At 69.0% G+C, this 19,823-nt stretch carries 13 protein-coding genes; 8 read left to right on the plus strand and 5 right to left on the minus strand.

The window, feature by feature from the left end:
* Positions 1-26: 26 nt before the first annotated feature.
* From WME95_RS06525 to WME95_RS06545, 5 genes are all read right to left on the minus strand, one after another.
* Entirely contained in the window at positions 27-689 is a 663-nt protein-coding gene (locus WME95_RS06525) for a vWA domain-containing protein (RefSeq protein WP_437907556.1), read from the minus strand.
* A 143-nt stretch (positions 690-832) separates the two neighbouring features.
* Positions 833-1,081: a hypothetical protein gene (locus WME95_RS06530; protein WP_437907557.1), complete on the minus strand. Its 249-nt coding sequence runs from the start codon at positions 1,079-1,081 to the stop codon at positions 833-835.
* Between the two features lie 98 nt (positions 1,082-1,179).
* Positions 1,180-2,721 carry a sigma-54 interaction domain-containing protein gene (locus tag WME95_RS06535; RefSeq protein ID WP_437907558.1) on the minus strand — a complete coding sequence of 514 codons (1,542 nt, stop codon included), beginning with the start codon at positions 2,719-2,721 and terminating at the stop codon, positions 1,180-1,182.
* Positions 2,722-3,117: 396 nt separating this feature from the next.
* Positions 3,118-4,113, minus strand: coding sequence for an SWIM zinc finger family protein (locus WME95_RS06540; RefSeq protein ID WP_437907559.1), 996 nt, complete (start codon positions 4,111-4,113; stop codon positions 3,118-3,120).
* Entirely contained in the window at positions 4,110-7,115 is a 3,006-nt protein-coding gene (locus tag WME95_RS06545; RefSeq protein WP_437907560.1) for a DEAD/DEAH box helicase, read from the minus strand. Before WME95_RS06545 ends, WME95_RS06540 begins: the two co-directional genes overlap by 4 nt.
* 352 nt (positions 7,116-7,467) lie before the next feature.
* On the opposite strand from WME95_RS06545, the gene WME95_RS06550 reads away from it, so the two are divergent.
* Genes WME95_RS06550 through WME95_RS06585 form a run of 8 tightly spaced genes read left to right on the plus strand, consistent with a single transcriptional unit; the run spans position 7,468 to position 19,792 of the window.
* The gene (locus WME95_RS06550) at positions 7,468-7,668 is read left to right on the plus strand and encodes a helix-turn-helix domain-containing protein (protein ID WP_437907561.1); all 201 of its coding nucleotides are present in this window, start codon (positions 7,468-7,470) and stop codon (positions 7,666-7,668) included.
* Positions 7,668-8,417, plus strand: a complete 750-nt coding sequence (locus WME95_RS06555; RefSeq protein ID WP_437907562.1) for a hypothetical protein — start codon at positions 7,668-7,670, stop codon at positions 8,415-8,417. The genes WME95_RS06550 and WME95_RS06555 overlap by 1 nt, the downstream gene beginning before the upstream one ends.
* 2 nt (positions 8,418-8,419) lie before the next feature.
* The gene (locus tag WME95_RS06560; RefSeq protein ID WP_437910958.1) at positions 8,420-12,568 is read left to right on the plus strand and encodes a protein kinase domain-containing protein; all 4,149 of its coding nucleotides are present in this window, start codon (positions 8,420-8,422) and stop codon (positions 12,566-12,568) included.
* 10 nt (positions 12,569-12,578) lie between these two features.
* Positions 12,579-16,130 carry a BREX-2 system adenine-specific DNA-methyltransferase PglX gene (pglX, locus tag WME95_RS06565; RefSeq protein ID WP_437907563.1) on the plus strand — a complete coding sequence of 1,184 codons (3,552 nt, stop codon included), beginning with the start codon at positions 12,579-12,581 and terminating at the stop codon, positions 16,128-16,130.
* A complete protein-coding gene (locus tag WME95_RS06570) occupies positions 16,127-17,260 on the plus strand; it encodes an AAA family ATPase (protein ID WP_437907564.1) in 1,134 nt (377 codons plus the stop codon). The genes pglX and WME95_RS06570 overlap by 4 nt, the downstream gene beginning before the upstream one ends.
* Entirely contained in the window at positions 17,257-17,943 is a 687-nt protein-coding gene (locus WME95_RS06575) for a DUF4276 family protein (RefSeq protein WP_437907565.1), read from the plus strand. Before WME95_RS06570 ends, WME95_RS06575 begins: the two co-directional genes overlap by 4 nt.
* The gene (locus WME95_RS06580; RefSeq protein ID WP_437907566.1) at positions 17,940-18,374 is read left to right on the plus strand and encodes a PDDEXK nuclease domain-containing protein; all 435 of its coding nucleotides are present in this window, start codon (positions 17,940-17,942) and stop codon (positions 18,372-18,374) included. Before WME95_RS06575 ends, WME95_RS06580 begins: the two co-directional genes overlap by 4 nt.
* Positions 18,371-19,792: an AAA family ATPase gene (locus tag WME95_RS06585; RefSeq protein ID WP_437907567.1), complete on the plus strand. Its 1,422-nt coding sequence runs from the start codon at positions 18,371-18,373 to the stop codon at positions 19,790-19,792. Before WME95_RS06580 ends, WME95_RS06585 begins: the two co-directional genes overlap by 4 nt.
* Positions 19,793-19,823: the final 31 nt, after the last annotated feature.

The following is a 19,823-nucleotide window of genomic DNA, read 5'->3' on the forward strand; positions in this document are numbered from 1 at the left end:
GGTTCGACACGAGAACCTCGGCGCGCTCAGAAGTTGAAGTCATCGAGATCGGTCGGCTCCGCGGCGATCACGCTGTCGGGGTTCGCGCTCCGCGAGCGCTGCGTGACGCTCATCGTCACCCACCGGAAGAACTGCTTGATCTGCCGCGCCGCGTGGGCCCGGTAGACGCGTGCCTCGGGCGTCGCCAGGAATGCGGAGAGCATCGCCTCGTCGGCGTCGTCGCCGATGCCCATTGCGAACCGAGCAGCCTTCGACGCGCGCTCCGCGCCGAGGAGCCGCTTCAGCGGGGTCTGCCACTCGTCGGTGGGCTGGCCATCCGAGACGAGGATGATCGTCGGGCGGTATGCGCGGCTCGGGATCTGCGCTCGGTCCTCGATCATGCCGGTCGCCGCGTCGAAGGCGGCGCCCATCGGCGTCCCGCCGGCCGCCGTCATGCGGGTCCACTGGACCTTCGCGGCAGGGGCGAGCGGCTGGTGAACCTTCGCACCGTCCTTGCCGAACGTGACGACGGAGACGTGGATCTCCGCGCGGCTGTCGTCCTCAGCGGCGAAGCTCTCCAGCATCTCCTGCACGGAGTCGTTGAGCGCGTCGATCTTCCCGTTCGTGGTCATGCTGCCGCTGATGTCGGCGAGCAGCAGCACCGGCAGCGGCCTCGCGCTCGACGCGGTGAACTCCTTCAGTTTGCTCATGGCTCTGTCTCCAGTCTTCTCCGGGGTGCCCTTCGATGGCGCTCGGGGCTCCGCCACCTTCTTGATCTCTGCTTGAACTCGCGAGGTCCCGTTCCGGCGGCTGACGATGTCCTCGAGGTACTTGGCCCATCCCATCGCTCACCTCACCGCCGAAAGCTGCGACGACGGCGCGTGCGCAGGCCCCTGAAGTCGCTGTTCCGGCACATCGTCATCACCGCGCCGCTGGCCGTGACGACAACCTGCGGGCCGCGGATCTCGACGCAGCGCCCGAGCTCCGGCGCCGCCTCGATCGCGGTGCGAGAGATCGAGCGCGTGACCATGCGCTCATAGGCGTGCTTGGTGAGAGAAGAGCTGCCGAGCGTCGAGGGCAGTGCAGCGATGGCAGGCGACATCGAACGGCTCCTTTCGGTTCTCGCCGCGTGGGGCGGCGACCGGGGCCGTGAAGCGAAGGACGTGCCAGGTGGATGAGCCGCCATCACCGGGCGCGCGCTCATCGCTTCACCTCGTAGCGTTGGAGCCAGTTCGTGAGGGTCTGGTAGCTGGGAAGGCCGACGAGGCCAGCAGCCTTCGTCTTGTTCCCGCCGGCTTCGTCCAGCGCGCGCTCGAGGTAGTGCCGCGCGACTTTCGCCAGCAAATCCGGGAGGTTGAGATCCTCGCCCAACGGGCGACCGAGGATGTCGCTGCGCTGGGTGGAGGGGACCGCCAGGAGAGCTTCGCGCGCGTCGTCGGTTGTGATGGTCTCGCCCTCGCTCCATATGGCGGCGCGCTTGAGGGTCAACAGCAGTTCGCGAACGTTGCCCGGCCAGGGATGTGCGAGCAGAAGACTTCTTGCGCCGGCAGAAAGCTTCTTGTCCCGGTATCCGGGCTCGCCGGCAGCCTCCTGGTTCACCTGCTTCAGGAGCTCGTCGACGAGCAGCCCGACGTCTCCAGAGCGCTCTCGAAGGGGCGGCAACTTCAGGACCGCGACCGCGAGCCGGTAGAAGAGGTCCTCGCGGAAACGACCGGCAGCGACCTCGTCGACGACGGTGCGGTTGGTCGCGGCCACGATCCGAGCGTCGATCCTCTTCGGTTTCCGGGCGCCGACGCGCGTGACCTCGTTCTCCTGCAGGACCCGGAGGAGCTTCACCTGAACCGGCAGGGGGAGCTCGCCCAGCTCGTCGAGAAACAAGGTCCCCCCGTCAGCCGCCTCGAAGTACCCCTCGCGAGCTTCCACGCCGGTCGCCGCTCCCTTCTCGACGCCGAAGAGCTCCGACTCGACCAGGCTCGCGGGGATCGCTCCGCAGTTCACAGGGATGAAGGGCTTGCCCTTGCGCGGGCTCGCCTGGTGGATCGCCTTCGCGAGCAACTCCTTGCCGGTGCCCGACTCTCCCTCGATGAGCACCGGGATGTTGCGCAGCGCCACGCGACGCGCGCGCTGGATGAGCCTCGCCATCACACGGCTTCGGTGGATGATGGTCCTGAACTCCGGGGCCAGCGGCGAGTCAGCCGTGCTCTGCGCGCGGAGGCGCTCGTCCGGCTCGCGCAGGAGATCGGGGAGGAACTCGGCGGCGATGTCGAAGGGCACCTCGGCGGTCTTCACGCCCTGCTCGCGCGACGACTCGATCAGCTCCGCGGGAAAGATCGTCTTGCCGAGCAGCACCCACACGGCCGCCATCGGGGGAGAGCCAGGGCTGAGGTGGAACGTGAGGGTCGCGTCCCTGTGCTGCGCCAGCACCTCTTGGCAGGCTCGGCGCGCAGCTTGGTAGATGCCGCCGAAGTCGGTCGGCCCACGCAGCGTCTCGCGCCGCTCGACGATCTCTGCCGTGGTGCGCGCGCGCAGCCAGGCGATGTAGCCGGGGAGGAGCTTCTGATGGTCCGCCTTGTCGAAGAACTCGAGCAGGACCACGTGGTCGAACGAGCGTGCGGCGAGCGCTTGGGCGATGGGCCCAAGGTCGCCCGTACCTGACTTCTCAGGTCCCTTCAGGTCGGAGACGCCGACCCACGCGATGAGGACGGCCCGCACAGGACGACGGTACAAGGACTCTTCGGTCACCACAACCAACCTTGTGGATGTCGACGGCCTTCCTTCGACGGGCTTTCGCAGGCTTGCCAGCGGCCACGGTGGTGGCGCGGTTCGTGCTGATGCGCTCGACGAGCCCGGAGCCGGGCCTCCCACGGAAGGAGCAGAGCACAATGCAGAGAACCGACATGAGGAAGTACGCCGAGGAAGCGCTGCAGCAGGTCCCCGAGGAGCATCGGCGGCGCGGGCTCCCTGCAGAGCGATCGCGTGCCCCTGCGGCGACGATGTCGATCGCCCGGGCTCTCTCGTTGATAAACACCGCGCCGTCGTCATAACGGCGGCTCACGTGGCGTGGTGGACGGCGTTCGGGGCGATCTCTCGTCCGCGTTCTCGTGGAGAATGGGCGCGTCGACGAGGAGCGCGCTTGACTCACGTGCCCCGCCGCTTCGCAGCGGCCTTGCGAGGCGCTCGCGCGCGCGTCGGTGCATCCCTTGACGACGACGGCGAGGCTGGGAGGTCGCCCGCGTCGCTGGGCTCGGCCATCGCGATGCGACGTGCGGTCTCGGCGGCCGCGCGGACGAGCGGCGCGAGGACGTCGGCGGGGAGCGCGTCGCCCTCCCATGCCGCCGGCGCTCCGAGCTGGCGCAGCACCGCGCCGTGTGTGACCGGCTCGTCGAAGCCGAAGTGCATCGTCGGCAGCGCCTCGCGCGGTCGATCGTACTCCGCCGGCTTCAACTTGCCGAGCTTCACGGTCGGTACCTCGTGACCCGCGGCCTCGCGAGCCGCCTTCGCCTCGCCGCCCTTCTTTGCCGCCGTCTCGCTCGTCGAGCCCCGCGCGGCGCGCAGCGCGTCGAGCACTTGCTCCCTGGTCCTCCCGCGCAGCTCGAAGAGCAGGAACGGATCGCGGTCGAGCGCCTCCCCGAGCACGTAATGGGTCGCGGCGACGTGCTTGCAGGGATCGCCCCAGTCGGGACACGAGCAGCTCGTCTTCAGATCGGCCCGCTGCTTCGGGAAGAGGCTCACGCCCGCTTCGCGGAAAACGTCGTCGATCTCCACCGGCATCTGCCCTGCGAGCAGCTCGGCCGAGAACTGCGCCTTCCTGGCCATGCCATCGATGGCGTCCTTCCAGGCAGCCTCGCCCAGCTGCGGGAGCTCGATGGTGATCTTGTACGGTGTCGCTCGCGAGCCGGTGACCTTGGCTGTCACCCGGCCTCCCTTCACGACGAGATCGTGCGTGCGGCCTGCGCGGGCGTAGGTCCTCCCCCGCGCGAGCCTCGCGGAGTCACCGCGCAGCACGTCCTCGAGCGCCTCGATCCAGCGCTGGCCCCACCACGTCGTGCCCGCCTTCTTCATGCGAATGCCGCGCTCGGGCGGCGGCTTCTTCGGCGCCGGCTTGTACCAGTCGAAGCTACCCCGGCGACTCATGGGCGCACCTCGCCGCGGCCGCGCGTGACGCGCGTCTTCGTGCGTGCTTTGGGCGGCGCGCCAGGGCCGGCGTCGTCCTCGTCTCCATCCGCCACCGCGCCCTCCGAGAGCGCGAAGAGGTCGCGGAGCTCGCGACCGTCGAGCTCGGTGATCCACTGCTCGCCAGCTCCGACGATCTTCGAGGCCAGCTCGCGCTTCTGTTCGAGCAACCGGTCGATCTTCTCCTCGACCGTGCCGGCGCAGACCAGCTTGTGGACCTGCACCGCGCGCTTCTGGCCGATCCGGTAGGCGCGGTCGGTGGCCTGATCTTCGACGGCCGGGTTCCACCAACGGTCGTAGTGGAAGACGTGGCTCGCCGCCGTGAGGTTGAGCCCGGTGCCACCGGCCTTCACCGACAGCACGAAGATGCGGGGACCGTGCGGCTCGTCCTGGAAGCGCCTCACCATCTCGTCGCGCGCCTTCTTCGGCGTGCCGCCATGCAGGAACACGACCTCGCAGGCGAGGTTCGCGGTGAAATGCTCGACGAGCTTGTCGCCCATCTCGCGAAACTGCGTGAAGACCAGCGCCTTGTCGCCTGCCGCCACGGCCTCTTCGAGCATCTCGGTCGTGCGGGCGAGCTTGCCCGAGCGCCTCGGCAGCGGGCCGCCCTCGCCGAGGTACTGCGCCGGGTGATTGCAGATCTGTTTGGTGAACATGAGCAGCGCCAGCACCCGACCGCGCCGCTCGATGCCACTGGAAGCCTCGATGCGCCGCAGCTCCTCGTCGACGACGGCCTTGTAGAGCGTCGCCTGCTCGCGGGTGAGCGTGCAGACGACCTTCATCTCGTTCTTCGGCGGCAGGTCCTGGATGATCGTCGGATCGCTCTTCAGCCGACGCAGGATGAACGGGCTCACGATGCGGCGGAGGCGTGTCGCGGCGGCGGTGTTGCCGTAGCGCTCGATGGGCAGCGCGAAGTCACGACGGAAGCTCTCGAGTGGCCCGAGGAGGGCTGGGTTTGCGAACTCCAGGATGGACCACAGCTCCGCGAGGCGGTTCTCGACGGGGGTGCCCGTGAGCGCGAGTCGGTGGCTCGCGCGGAGGCCGCGAGCGGCGCGCGCCGTCGCCGACGAAGCATTCTTGATGTTCTGCGCCTCGTCGAGCGCCGCGACCGACCAGTCGACGCTCGACAGGAGGTCGGCGTCGCGGCGCAGCAGGCCGTAGGTCGTGACGACCAGAGTGCCCGGCTTCCTGGGGATGTCCTTCGCCGACCGAGCGCGCTCGGAGCCGTAGTGGCGCACGAGGCGGAGCGACGGCGCGAAGCGCTCGACCTCGCGCTCCCAGTTGCCGACCACCGACGTCGGCGCGACGAGCAGCGCCGGCCGGCCATCGCGCGGCGAATCTTCCATGCGGCGAAGCAGGAACGCGAGGAGCTGCATCGTCTTGCCGAGGCCCATGTCGTCGGCGAGGCAGGCGCCGAGGCCGAGCGAGCCCATGGTCACGAGCCAGCTGAGGCCGCGCTCCTGATAGGGCCGCAGCGCCGCGATCAGCGCGCTCGGCGCGCCGAGCTCCCTGGCGCCGCCGCTGCGCAGCCGCTCGATGAGGTCGGCGACGGCGCCCGACGCGGAGACCGCGACCGACAGCTCGCCCTGCCGCGCTTCGCCCGCGAGGACGGCCTGGATCGCCTCGCGCGTCGTCATCGTCGACGGGCCGCCTGCGAGGCGCTTCTGGATGTCGCCGAGCTCGCGCGGATCGACCGCTACCCACGCCCCGCGGAGCTGGACGAGCGGCGCTTTCTGCCTGGCCAGCGCGGCGAGCTCGCGCGCGCTCAGCGGCTCGTCGCCGATGACCGCCTCCCAGTCGACCTGGAGCAGGTCGTCGAGCGCGAGCCCTGCCGCGCCCGCGACGACCCCGGCCACCTTCCTGGAGCTCCCGCCCACGCGCATGCGCAGGCGCAAACGGCGCTGTCCTGCGGCGGTCAGCTCGCCGGGCACGATGACCCCGAAGCCCGCATCGGCGAGCGTCGCCGCGCCTTCTCCGAGGAAGGCCCACGCCGCCGCTGGGTCGAGCGCGACCGACTCGGGCCGAGCTTCCTCGAGCGAGCGCGCGAGGCGCGGGAACAGGCGCGCCGCGCGACCGAGCGCCTCGAGGAGCGACTCCTGCGGATCGCGGAATGCACGGCCGAGCTTCTCGAGGCTGCGGCCCTTCGCCTTCCACGCGTCGGACGCGGGCACGAGCAGGCTCGGATCGTCGGGCGACTGGAGCAGGAAGCGCAGGAGGAACGGCTCGCCGTCCGCCGCCGGAAGCTCCAGCCGGAAGCACGCGCGCAGCCGATCGCGCGCGCCGAGGGCGGGCTCGCTCCAGCGCTCGAGCGCGTCGAGAACCGAGCGCTCGGCGAAGCCGTCGGCCTCGAAGCTCCGCTGCGAGCCGCCGAGCGCCGCTCGCCAGCGGTCCGCCCACGCGTCCGCGGCCGCGCGCGATGACCTCGACCGCGCCGGGGAAAGCGCGGGCCCACCGTGGGCAGCGCGAACGAGGGCATCGACGACGGCATCGATGTATGCCCGCAGGAGCGCGTCCGGCGCCCACACCGCGCCGGTGCCATCGCGCGCCGCGGGCACGGCGTGCGCCGCAGGCGGCATGCTCCTGGCGAGCGCCACGACCCTGGCCGCGTCGTCGCTGCCGGCGAGCGCGGCAGCCCAGCGGGCCTCGACGCGACCGCCGCGCCGCGTGATCGTGGGCACCACGCGTTCGCGCGCCACGAGGTGCATCGCGAGCTTGCTCGCGAGCACCCAGGTCGCGAGCGAGCCCGGCAGGCTCTCCACGTCGGAGGCCGGGACGACCGCGAGCTGGGCCACCGTCTCGAAGAGCGGCAACTTCACGCCCGGCGTCTCGCGCAGCCCCTCGGGCGCGACGAGCGCGGTCGACCACGCCTCGCCGCCACGCCCGAGCGAGGGCAGGACGCGGGGCGGTGGTGCTTCGCCCCAGAGGAACAGGGCCTCGGCGTCTGGCAGGTACACGAGCGGCATCGGCCGCCCCTACATGCCACACCGGCCTCGGGTTCGGGGAGGCGAAGGCGCCGGGGCGCTGGCTGTGCGCGCTCGCCCGTGGGCGGCTGTTCCCGCTGATCCGCCCCGCAGCTCGCTTCGCCACGGCAGCGAGCCGAGCGGGCGGCGAGGTCGCTCGTCGCGATGGCGCTTCCCGCGGCCGAGTCCCCCGAGGCCGCCGTGATGGGGGGCGGCGCGTGCGGCCGCCGCGCGGCGCGGGTCGGCCAGGGACCCACGTCCGTTCTTCTCGACTTTGGCCGGGTCTTGTTGGCAGAGCTCGGGCTGGGTACGGTGCTCTTGCGCGCAGGGTCGATGCAGAGCCGGAGCAGAGCCGATGACAGCCGAGCCGTGGGTCTCCCTCGAGGACGTCGCCAAGCACCTCGGCGTTGCGAAGGATTCCGTGTACCGGTGGATCGATACGCGCAGCCTGCCGGCGCACGAGATCGGGCGGCTGTGGAGTTACAAGCTGTCCGAGGTCGACGAGTGGGGGCGAGCGGAAGGCGCGCCTGATGATTCGACGCGAGGGGATCGTTGATGCCGAGTTTTGATGTTTCGAGTCTCTCCGACGCGCAGCGCCCCACGGGCGTGTGGGCGGCGTCTCTCCTGCATGCCATCGCGCGCGACGAAGCGGCTGGACGAAGGCGCCCGGCCCTAACCGAACCGAAGCTCGACACCTGGACCCGCTTTCGCGGCCGGCTCTCCAGCGTGGATCTCGTCTCGCTGCTCTTCGAAGACGCCGCCGTCCTTCACCGTGTGCCGTTCGATCCCGATGCAGTGGGCGGCTCGCTTCGCCCGGACCGATTGCCCGAGGCCGTGACCGACGGCTGGCTCCAGTCCATCGAGTCGCTCTCGCTGAGCACGGCGGGCGCCGACTACATCCTCGAGCAGGCGCGCCTGCTCGGGCTGCCGACGCGCATGGCGCGCTCGGACCTTCACGTCGTCAAGGCGCACCAGAAGGTGCTCGAGCTGCCGGGCACGGGCGGGCAGCTCGCGCACCACCTCGTGAGCAGCCAGAAGGACCTCACGCTGCAGGACAACTTCATCGTGGCATGCAGCTCCTGGCAGGAGCTCACGCTCGCCGGCGTCATCGCCCTGGAGCTCGGCGCACCGCACTCCGACTTCGCTGTGCGCACCGAGGCCGCGGACCTCAAGGACGCTGACCACCCGCTCCGTCAACGCTCCTTCGACTTCGTCGTCGGCCTCCACCCGGACAAGGGCGGGCTGTTCCACGTCGAGGACCAACTCGCGATCTGGTTTCCGACCGCGAAGGTCCTGCTGGTGTGACGATGGCGGCCAAGTTCATCCAGATCGGCGAGCCCGCCCACGACGCAGAGCGACAGGCGCTCCGGTTCCTCGTCGAGGGGCTGCCGGAGGACTTCACCGTCTACGGCAACGCCTGGCTCGTGGAGCGCGGCGGCGTCGTCTACGAGCTCGATGCCGTCGTCGTCGCGCCGCACGCGATCTTCGTCGTCGAGATCAAGTCGTATCGTGGGCGCATCGAGGGCACCGACAACGATTGGTGGCTGCCCGAGAAGATCCGCAGCCCTCTGAAGCTCAATCGCATCACCTCGCAGGTGCTCAAGTCGCATCTGAAGAACGCGAGCCACCAGGCGGGACTGGTCTGGACAGAAGGCCTGGTCTTTCTCTCGGCGACGACGGACGTGGGCGTGCGCGGCCCCGCGAGCAACGACCGTGTCCACACGCGAAAGACGATCCTGGCCGCGTTGCAGGACCAGGCCCTGATCGAGCGCTTGAGCCAGGGGCGCGCGCGGACGCCGGCGTCGCTCGCCGAGCGCGAGCTCCTGGAGCTCTTCACGGGAGCGCAGTCCGGACCTCGGCCGGTCCGCCGCGTTCGCGAGTACGAGGTCGTCGAGACGCTCGACCACCACGACACGTTCACCGAGCTGCTCGGGCGGAACTCGCTCTCTGGCACCGAGCGCGTGCTCCGCATCTACAGCACCCCGCCGCTCGCGACGCAGGAGCAGCGTGACCGGATCGCCGAGCGCGCCCGCTGGGAAGCGCAGGTGCTCGGCCGGCTCGGGCGCAGCGAGGGCGTCCTCTCCGCCGATCCGCCCTTCTCCGACGAGGCGGGCATCGTGCTTCCGCTCGAGCACTTCAAGGGCATCACGCTCACCACCTGGGTCGAGCGGTACGGCCCCGACGTGCGCGGCAAGGAGAGGGCCGACCTGCGCGTGCGCACCGACCTCTGGATCCGCGTCGCGCAGACCCTCGACGAGGTGCATCGCCAGGGCGTCGTCCATCGCCTGCTGCGCCCCGACGTCATCCTCGTCGAGGACAAGCAGGAGCCGACCGAGGTCCGCGTGACGGGGTTCGACCTCGCCAAGCAGATGACGAGCGACGCGACCATCTCGCTCTCCACCGTCCACGACGACCGCCTCGTGAACGCGGCGCCCGAGGTCGTGACCGCGTTCTCGAGCGCCGAGCCCGCGTCCGACCAGTTCAGCCTCGGCGCGATCCTCGCGCTCATGCTCACGGGCAAGCCGCTCTTCGAGAACACGCGCCAGCTCATGGCCGCGCGCCGGCTCATGCGCCGCGTCCGCGACATCTCGCAGCGCATCTCGCTGAGCCTCGACGAGGCGGTCACGAGGATGGTCGAGCTGCGCGCGACCGACCGTTACCCGTCGCTCGCCGAGGCCATCCAGGCGGTGCGCGTCGGCCGCGACACCTCTCCCCGCGTCCAGGCGGCGCTGCCGAACCTCGGGCGCGCTCCGCTCGACGCCGACAACCTGCAGCCGGGCACGCGCATCGGCGCCGATTACGAGGTCATCACGCGCCTCGGCCAGGGCGGCATGGCCGTCGTGTACGCGGCGCGCCACATCGTCAGCGGGCGTACGCGCGCGCTGAAGATCGCCCGCACCGAGGACGCCGCCGAGGAGGCGCTGCGCGGCGAGTACGACGTCCTCACCAGGCTCGATCACCCGAACATCGTCCGCGTCATCGACCTGACCAAGATGGTGGAAGGGCGCCTCACGCTCGTGATGGAGCGCGTGAGCGGCGTGACGCTGCGCCAGTGGCTCGCGCAGCACCCCGCGCCCGAGCCGACGGCGCAGCGCCGCCTCGCCGAGGACCTCCTCGCTGGCCTCGACTACCTCGAGCAGAAGTCGGTCACGCACAAGGACCTCAAGCCCGACAACCTGCTCGTCTCGGACGGGCGGCTCACCCTCATCGACTTCAGCCTGGCGGCCATGCGCGAGGACGCGCCCTACGGCGGCACGGCCCTCTACCGCGATCCGGCGAGCGCGCGCTGGACGCACGCCACCGACCGCTTCGCCGCCGCGCTCTGCCTCTTCGAGCTCTACGCCGGCCGCCACGCCTTCGAGGGCCGCGTGCCCGAGCCGGGGGAGCCGCCGAGCGTCGAAGGCGACGACATCCAGCCCACGGGCCTCGTCGAGTTCTTCCGCAAGGCGCTCAACCCGGTGCCGGAGCAGCGCTTCCCGTCGGCGCGCGCGATGCGGGACACGCTGCTTGTCGCGCTCGGCGAGGACGTCACCACCACGACGTCGTCGGTGCCGCCGCCGAAGGAGCTCGACGCGACAACGCCGCTTCGCATCACCGGCCTCTCGCGCCGCGCCATCAACGCGCTCGCCCGCAGCCGGGTTCACACGGTGGGCGAGCTGCTCGCGTTGCCCGCCGCGCAGGTGCGCGCCATCCACGCCATCGGCACCAAGACCGCGAACGACATCATCGCGTTCCAGGAGACGCTGATCGAGCGCGGGCTGTCGGCGCCGGCGGCGTCGACGGCGGCCGTCGAGCCGCCGCTCGTGCCCGACCTCTGGGACTCGCCCGAGCCTGTGCAGAAGCTGCCGCTGACCGACGCGCTCCGCTCGGCGCTCGCGCAGGCCGACCTGCCCACCGTGGGCGCTGTCGCCTCGCTCACGCGCTCCGAGCTGCTCGGGCTCCCCGGCATCGGGCGGAAGAAGCTCGCCGACGTCGTCGAGGCGCTGCACCAGTTCCGCGCGCGCACCCTCGACAGGGGCGGCGGGCAGGGCGACGGCGCGCACACGCTCGACCGCATCTGGGAGCTCGCGGCGCGGCCCTTGAGCGGTGGTCAGTGCACCGCCGTCGAGCGCTCCATCGGCATCACGGGAGCGCCGGAGACGCAGGAGCAGATCGCCGACGACCTCCGCAGGACCCAGTCGCAGATCAGCCATGACCTGTCGAGGGGCATCGAGCGCCTCGACCTGAGCGCGCTCGCCGACCTCAATCGCTCGTTCGACGCGGTGATCGACGGCTTCGGCGGCATCGTGCGCCTCGACGAGATCGGCCGCCGCTTCGAGAGCGAGTGGCCCGCCGGCGTCGTCACGGGCGAAGGCATCGTGCGCCTGCTCGTCCGCGTCTCGTCGGGACGCGCGCACATCGTCGAGGTCGACGGCGCCGACCAGCCGCTCGTCGCGCGGCCCATCTTCGACCGCGAGACGCTCAAGGCCTTCGTCGCCGAGGTGGTGCGCCTCGCCGGCCAGTGGCCGCCCGTCGAGCCCGACACGGCGAGGCGCACGCTCGCGGGGCTCCTCCCGCATTTCGACGGCGATCCGCTCGCGCTCGGCGTGCGCATCTGCGAGGACGTCCGGGTCGCGGAGACCGGCCACCTGTACATCGGCCCGCTGGACGCCAGGCACAGCATCGGATTCGTCATCGACCAGACCCGCCAGCCCATCGCGCTCGACGAGCTCGCCGCGCGTGTGCGGGGCGTCTTCGGTCCGGAGACCCCGTATCCCGACTCCGATCACCTCCTCGCGATCCTGCGCGACCTCGATTGTCGCGTGCAGGGTCAGCGGGTGCTGCCCGGTAGCGCGGGAGCCATCGTCGCCGCGCCGGCCCTCGCGAGCGACGACCTGCCCAGCCTGCTCGGCGCCGAGCGCAGCCCTGAGCTGGTCGTGCGCGACATGCTCAGGGAGGCCGCCGGTTCGCGCGGCTTCCGCATGCTGGTGACACCGCCCGAGCGCCACGCCGAGATCGGGCGTTCCGTGGCCGCCGCGCTCTCGGGCAAGTGGGTGTCGTTCGACGACGCCTTCTTCTCGGAGCACTCGGCCGATATCCAGGCGCTCGAGCGCGCCGAGCGCTTCGTCGCCCAGCGCGAGGCGCTGACCGAGGCCGCCGAGCAGACGCTGTGGAGCCTCCTCGACGAGCACGGCAGGCCCGGCAATGTCATCGTCCTTGGCGACACCGCGCTGCTCGGCCTGTGCGAGTCGCTCGATCTCCCGCGTCGCCTCTACGACGAGACCCTCTCCGGCGGCCGGGGCTTCTGGGTGCTCGTCGTGCCCGGCGTCATCCACAACCGCCAGCCGCGCTTTAACGAGGGGCCCGCGATGTGGCACCTCGAGGGCGCGACGCTCCCTCTTCTGAACCCTCTTCCCACCGCCGGGGGGTCGGGCTCCGCGAGCGGAGCCTCCGCCCCAGCAGGCCGCACGGGATGAGCCAGCATCGATGAAAGCCAACGACCGAGCCCGACTCTCCGCTGCCCTCCGCGACCATGTCGCGAAGATCGCCGCCGACCTGCGCGCCAGGATGCGCGCGCCCGGCGCTGCGCGCGCGGCCGCGGAGCAGCTCCACAAGGACGAGCGCGTCGCCGAGGATTACGAGGTCTGGACGGACCTGCTCTCGCGCCGCGCGGCGGTGCTCTGGGTGCTGAAGTCCGTCTACGTGCGCGTGCTGGAGGATCGGGGGCTGCTCGCGCCCGGGCGCCTGCTCGATCCCGAGGCGCAGCAGCTCTTCGAGAGGCTGGCGCCGAACCTCGGCGAGACAGCGTTCCTGCGCTGGATTTACAAGGACCTCGCCAGCGCGAAGGGCGGCCTGCCCGAGCTGTTCAGCCCGCAGCCCGCCGAGGTGGCGCTGCCCTCGGACGACCTGTCGCGCGCGCTCATCGCCTTCTGGCGCCACCGCGACGCCGACACGGGCGCCGTGTGGAGCTTCGCCGAGGAGCGCTTCGAGGGCGAGCTGATGGGCGACCTGTACCAGGAGCTCGATCCGGTCGTGAAGGACCGCTTCGCACTCTGCCAGACGCCCGACTTCGTGCGCGCGTTCATCCTCGACCGCACGCTGACGCCAGCCATCGAGACATTCGGCGCGGACTTTGTGCGGCTGCTGGATCCGGCGTGCGGGTCGGGTCACTTCCTCATCGACGGGCTCAGGAGGCTGGTCGCTGCGACGGCCGAGAAGCACCCCAATTGGGGGCGCGAGAAGGTCGTTGCGCATGCCCTCGATCGCGTCGTCGGCATCGATTTGAACGACTACGCCTGCGCGCTCGCCCGCACGCGGCTCATCATGACAGCCGCCGAGCTCGCGGGCGTAACGAAGCTCGCCGACGCGGCACGGTTTCACCCGCATGTGTACTGGGCCGATGGCCTGGAGCAGGTCGAGCGCGAGGAGGAGAAGCCCTCGGTTCAGTTCGACCTGTTCACGAAGGCCGAGGAGAGGCCGCGCGCGACGCTGACGCGCTCGGATGTTCGCGCGGCGCTCAAGAAGGTGTTTGCGACGAAGTTCCACGCGGTGGTCGCGAACCCGCCGTACATCATGGAGCGTGACGAGGCGCGAAAGGCGTACCACCGGGAGCTCATCGGGAAGAACCGCCGCTACGTTTCGGCTACGGGCAAGTACTCGCTCGGCTCGCCCTTCACCGAGCGCTGCTTTCAGCTCGCTGAGAAGGAGGGCTACGTCGGGCTCATCACGAGCAACAACTTCATGAAGCGGGAGTTCGGCAAGGCTCTCATCGAGAAGGTGCTCGCTGGCCTCGACCTCACGCTCGTCGTCGACACGTCGCAGGCGTACATCCCGTTCCACGGAACGCCGACGGTGCTGCTATTTGGGCGCAATCGTCGACCCGAAGGTGAGGCCGTCCGCGCCGTCATGGGCAAGCGCGGTGAGAGCGGGACGCCCGAAGATCCGGCGAGGGGGAAGGTTTGGTCAAGCATTGAAGATGGGTGGATCCGTGTCGGCTTCGAGAGCGAGTATGTGAGCGTCGCGGAGCTGCAGCGGGAGACGCTAAAGAAGCACCCATGGATCCTCGGTGGTGGAGGAGGATCCGAGCTCAAGAGCCGAATCGAAGACTTTGCGGCTAACTTGCTGGGTCAAGAAGCCGAAAGCATTGGCATTACTTGCTTCACTCTCGAGGACGACGCATTTCTCGCGCCTCGCGACGTTCTCGTGCGTCACGGTCTTGGCTCCGCCCAGCAACGTCCGATGGTCGAAGGCGACGCCATTCGCGATTGGGCGATGGCGTCGGTTACGGCCGCAGTTTTTCCCTATGATGACCGTCTCGCTGTGCTCGAGGTCGTGAATAACATGCCGCTTGAGAAGTGGCTGTGGCCCTACAAGACCAGACTCTCGAACAACAAAATGTTCGGTGGGCGGACTAAGGTTGAAGTCGGTCTCAAGTGGTACGAGTATGGGCGTTTCACCGCATCGAAGCTCCGTACCCCGCTCTCCATCGCCTTCGCATTCGTCGCTACGCATAATCACTTCGTTCTCGATCGCGGCGGTAAGGTGTTCAAGCAAAGCGCGCCCGTCATCAAGCTCCCGGCGGGCGCCACCGAGGACGACCACCTCGCGCTGCTTGGCCTGCTGAACTCGTCGACGGCGTGCTTCTGGATGAAGCAGGTTTTCCATCCGAAGGGCACGGCAACCCGCGACACGATGAATCCGGAGAACAATCGGTACGAGTTTGCGGCAACACCGCTTCAGTCGTTTCCCATACCCGCAGGCGTACACGATCCGCGGCTTATCGAGCTGGCTCGGCAAGGCGACGCAATATCACAGGCGCGCCTCAAGGAATCGCCTGATGCCGTGCTCGCTCAGGAAGACCGGTGGGCCGATGCCACCTCCCTCAGTCAACAATTGGGGCAGGCGGAGCAACGTGAGGGGAAGCTGCTTCAGCGGCTGGTGTTCATCCAGGAGGAGATAGACTGGCTGGTCTATCGACTGTTTGGACTCGCCGATACGCCATCTGCTGATGGGACGTGGGAAGTAGCACCGAACGATAGGCCTTTTCTGTGGGAGGCAGCAAGTCGGCCACCTACTGCCCTGTCCAGCGAATTGCGGGAGGTATACGCGACGCGAAGGCGGATCCTAGAAACGAATGCCGCGATAGGGCTCATCGAAAACGCAACGATGAAGCGACTTTGGCGCGGCACGTCCGGCGAATCAGGAAGGTACGGCGAGAGCTACACGGACCGAGTAGCTCTCGCAGCGAAAAACTGGCTCGCGGCACGTGTCGAGCAGGCTGCAACCAGCCGCAGCAAAGGCTGGACGGCATCCGTTCTTGTTTCCAGCGTGCAGGACGATCAGCGGTTTCTCGCTGTCGCGTCCGTCCTTCAGCGACGTCGCGACGTCGACATTTCGGGCCTGGTGCAGTCAATCCTCGACACGGAGTCGGTTCCCAGTCATCCGTTTCATACCTATACAACCAGCGGTCTCGCCAAGCGCGCCGCTTGGGAACAGACATGGGATCTCCAGCGGCGGGAGGACGCCGGTGAGAAGATCGACTCGATCCCGGTCCCTCCTGAGTACAGCCAAGGTAGTCGCGGCAAGGCCACTGACTTCCTGCGCCCGGAGTACTGGCAGCTCCGTGGCAAGCTCGACGTCCCGAAGGAGCGCTTCATCGCCTTCACCGAGGTCCCCGGTCGCTCCGGCGTCGAGACGCTCTACGGCTGGGCGGGCTGGACCGCGCAGCAGCGCGTGAAGGCCATCCTCGCCATCGACGAGGAACTCGAGGACGCCTCCGTCCCGCTCGCCGACCGCATCGGCCTGCTCGACAGCGCGTGGCGCCTCCTGCCCGACGTCGCCCGTGAGGACGCCGCCGCCGCGAACCGGCTGAAGGCCGAGCTGCAAGCGCTCGTGGGCCCCGAGGGCCCGAGCCGCGAGCTCATCGAGGACTGGAAAAAGCGCTTCCCGCCGCCCACGGCCCGAGCGGGCCGCGCCAGGAAGGCTGCTGCAGCGCGCGACCAGGAAGACCGCGAGATCGAGGAGGAGAGCGACGAATGACCGCGCTCGCCATGCAGCTCACCAGAGTTCGCGTCGAGGGCTTCCGGTCCCTCAAGGACGTGACGCTCGATCTCGGTCCTATCACGGTGGTGATCGGTCCAAACGGAGCGGGCAAGTCGAACCTGCTCACCGCGCTGCGCCTGCCGCCCTTGATGCGGACGCAGGTGCTCCGACGCTTCGTCGGCGAACAGGGGGGCGCGTCGAAGCTGCTGCACTACGGGCCCGAGACCACGCGTGAGCTGGGTATCGCCCTCGAGTTCAAAGATGGCCCGGGGCGCAAGTGCTACGAGGTCCGGCTCGGATACGCGGCAGGCGATTCCTTGGTCTTCGTGGCGGAGAATCTCTTTCTCGGGACGCTCACCGACGAAGAGCCCAAGGGGCTGCAGCTGGGGACGGGGCACACCGAGTCGCAGCTCGGAAACATCCAACTGCCATCGACTGCGACCCTGGCCGCGGTGCCCGCGCTCATCGGGCGCATGAGCTTCTTCCACTTCCACGACACGTCGCTCACGTCGCCGCTCAGGCAAAACGCCACCCAGGCCGACAGCAAGTACGTCCGCTCGGACGGGTCGAATCTGGCGGCCTACTTGTACCGAATCAAGCGAAGCGAGAGCGAGGAAGCACGAGCTGCGTGGACCCTGTTCGAAGGGCTCGTCCGACGAATTGCGCCGTTCATCAATGCTCTGGAGCCCGATCTCGTCGCGCCGGATCGAGCGGATGCGTCCGCCGTGCGCCTCTACTGGAGCGACGAACGCGGGCATCGCTTCGACGTGCACGACCTGTCCGACGGGACGCTCCGCGCGATAGCGCTGTTCGCAGCGTTGACCCAACCTCCGGCGACGCGACCCAAGTTCCTGACGATCGACGAGCCCGAGCTGGGGTTGCACCCGGCAGCGATCTCCATCTTCGCTGGCCTCGTGCGCTCGGCGTCGGCCCATTCGCAGATCCTGGTCGCGACCCAGTCGCCCGCGCTGCTCGACGAGTTCGCCGCTGACGAGGTGGTCGTCGCCGAGCGAAGAGGCGGTGAGACCTCGTTCAAGCGACTCGATCCCAGGGAGCTCGAGGCGTGGCTCGAGGACTACAGCCTGTCGGACCTCTACGACAAGAACGTGCTAGGAGGCCGGCCGTGATTCGCCTCTTCGTCATCGTCGAAGGCGATACAGAGCAGGAGTTCGTCAAGCACAGCTTGGCTCCGCACCTCGACGGGTTCTCGGTGTGGACGACGCCGATCGAGGTCACCACGAAGCGAGATCGAAAGACGGGCCAGAAGCTCTCGCAGGGCGGCGGGCACTGGAAGCACTGGCGAAAGGACATCCGCACGCTCCTGCGCTCGAACGCCGCCGACCTGCGCGTGACATCGCTGTTCGACCTGTACGGGCTCCCTGAGGACTTTCCGCGGCTCGCTGAGCTCAGCTCCGAGCGCGACACGGTCCGCAGGGTGGGTCTCTTGCAGGACGCGATGCGCGACGACATCGAGGACCACCGCTTTATCCCGTACGTGCAGCGCCACGAGTTCGAGGCGCTGGTGCTCTCGGGACTCGACCATCTTCGTGAGCAACTCGCGGACGCCGACGCTCGTGCGGGACTCGATGCGCTCCGAAAGGAGCTCGGTGACACGGCCCCCGAGGATGTCAACGACGGCCCCGAGACCGCACCTTCGAAGCGTTTGCTCGCGCGTGTTCCCGGTTACGGAAAGACCACGCACGGACCGAGCGTCACGGCCAAGGTCGGGATCGACGGGCTGAAACAGCGTTGTCCGCGCTTCGGTGCGTGGGTCGCGTCGCTGGAGGCGCTGGGAGAACAGAAGTCATGAAGACCATCACGGAGGCCTTCTCGTTCTACCTGGCGTTTCCTGCCGGGTCCGCGATCCCCAAGCTCAGCGACTCGATTCGATCAACAGCGTTGATCGAATCGGGCAGCGAGGCGAAGGGCTCGCCAGAGTTGTTTCCGTCCAGCCCGAGTTGGTCGCTGCAGATGTACGTCCACCATTTCGAGCGCTTTCAGCGCGCCGAGCACGAGGCCAAGTCCATCGGGATCGTGCTGTGCTCCGACAAGGACGACGTGATGGTGCGGATCACGCTGCCCGACGAGGAGCGCATCGTCGCGGCGCGCTATCAGCTCTATCTCTCGACGGAGGAGGAACTCCGCGCAGAGCTCGAACGCGAGCGCGAGGAGGCCGAACGCATGTTGCGCCTCACAGCCGACGATCGGGATTGCGAGACCGAGGAGCGCGGCGCGTCATGACCTCCCCGAACCTGCAGGGGCGGCCCCAGAACGTCATCGCCCCCATTCGCTCGATCCGCATCGAGAACTTTCGCGGCGCTCGAGATCTGACCATCGACCTCGACGCCGACGTGACGGTCTTCTTCGGTGTGAACGCGGCGGGCAAGACCACGCTGCTCGATGCGCTCGCGATTGGACTGGGCGCCATCGTGGCAAGGGTTCCGAAGGTGAGGGGACTCTCCTTCGCGAAGCACGGCGACATTCGCGTCCCATGGAAAGACAGGCCCGACGTGAACGAAAAGCGGGGCGCCGAACGGCCCTTTGCGCGCGTCACGCTCACGGGGGCGAACGAGCTCGTATGGGACGTCCACACGCTCAGGTGGGCTGGCGACCGACCGCCGGAGCATTCCGTCGGGGTGAAGCGACTGCACGAAGCGCTCGACCCTCTCGTGAAGGAAGCGCTCGACGGCGGGGAGGAGACAGCAAGAGCGCAGCGAGCACTTCCGCTCGTCGCAGCGTACGGCACGGAGCGCTCTGTCGCGGCGGTCCCGCTTGGCAAGCGCGACTTCAACGAGGCGTTTCATCGCCTCGGCGCGCTCGATGAGTCGCTGCGCACCAGCACCCGGTTCAAGACGGTCTTCGAGTGGATCGTCGTCGCCGAGGACGAGGAGCGTCGCGAGCGCGAGCGCCGCAAGGACTTCGACTACCGACACCCCACGCTCGAGTGGGTCCGCGGCGCTGTCGAGCGAGCGGGGCTCCGCTGCAAGAACCCGCGCATCGAAACCAAGCCGAGCCTTCGTATGCTCGTCGACTTCGAGCACGCCGACGGGTCGCTCGAAGCGCTCGATATCGCGTCTCTCTCCGACGGCTATCGCACGCACTTCTCGCTCGTCGTCGACATCGCGCGGCGGATGGTCCAGCTCAACCCGAGTGATGACCTGAACGCCTCCGACCGAGGAACGAACAGCGAGGCGGTCATCCTGATCGACGAGATCGATCTGCACCTGGACCCGACCTGGCAGGCGCGCGTGATTCAAGGGCTCCGTGACGCGTTCCCTCGTGCGCAGTTCGTGCTGACCACGCACTCGGAGCAGGTCATCGGCTCGGTGCCCGCGCGCTCGGTGCGAAAGCTCGTCGCGGGCGACGGAGAGGTGCTCGTGGAGAACGTGCCGTTCGCCGAGGGGGCGACCAGCGAGCGAATCCTCATCGAGTTCATGGGCGCGAAGGAACGCGCCGGCCAGGTCGCCGGGGGCCACAACACCAAGCGGCTCGCGGAGTACGTGGCGATGGTGAGCCGCGGCGAGGGCGAGAGCGACGCCGCGAAGAAGCTGCGTGCGGAGCTCGACACCGCGCTGCCGGGCGACGAGCGCCTCCATCAGGCCGATCTGGAGATGCAGAAACGCGCGCTCCTCCGGCAGCTCAAGGGGGACGCTCGATGAAGCTCGGGGCCGACGCGGAGACTTGGATCAC

This window comes from Sorangium sp. So ce327 (assembly GCF_051530205.1).
GTDB lineage: Bacteria > Myxococcota_A > Polyangia > Polyangiales > Polyangiaceae > Sorangium > Sorangium cellulosum_B.

Coding starts and splice junctions, on each gene's coding strand:
- WME95_RS06585 (WP_437907567.1), top strand. CDS start 18,371: ATGACCTCCCCGAACCTGCAGGGGCGGCCCCAGAACGTCATCGCCCCC.
- WME95_RS06570 (WP_437907564.1), top strand. CDS start 16,127: ATGACCGCGCTCGCCATGCAGCTCACCAGAGTTCGCGTCGAGGGCTTC.
- WME95_RS06580 (WP_437907566.1), top strand. CDS start 17,940: ATGAAGACCATCACGGAGGCCTTCTCGTTCTACCTGGCGTTTCCTGCC.
- pglX (WP_437907563.1), top strand. CDS start 12,579: ATGAAAGCCAACGACCGAGCCCGACTCTCCGCTGCCCTCCGCGACCAT.
- WME95_RS06540 (WP_437907559.1), bottom strand. CDS start 4,113: ATGAGTCGCCGGGGTAGCTTCGACTGGTACAAGCCGGCGCCGAAGAAG.
- WME95_RS06530 (WP_437907557.1), bottom strand. CDS start 1,081: ATGTCGCCTGCCATCGCTGCACTGCCCTCGACGCTCGGCAGCTCTTCT.
- WME95_RS06555 (WP_437907562.1), top strand. CDS start 7,668: ATGCCGAGTTTTGATGTTTCGAGTCTCTCCGACGCGCAGCGCCCCACG.
- WME95_RS06550 (WP_437907561.1), top strand. CDS start 7,468: ATGACAGCCGAGCCGTGGGTCTCCCTCGAGGACGTCGCCAAGCACCTC.
- WME95_RS06525 (WP_437907556.1), bottom strand. CDS start 689: ATGAGCAAACTGAAGGAGTTCACCGCGTCGAGCGCGAGGCCGCTGCCG.
- WME95_RS06545 (WP_437907560.1), bottom strand. CDS start 7,115: ATGCCGCTCGTGTACCTGCCAGACGCCGAGGCCCTGTTCCTCTGGGGC.
- WME95_RS06560 (WP_437910958.1), top strand. CDS start 8,420: ATGGCGGCCAAGTTCATCCAGATCGGCGAGCCCGCCCACGACGCAGAG.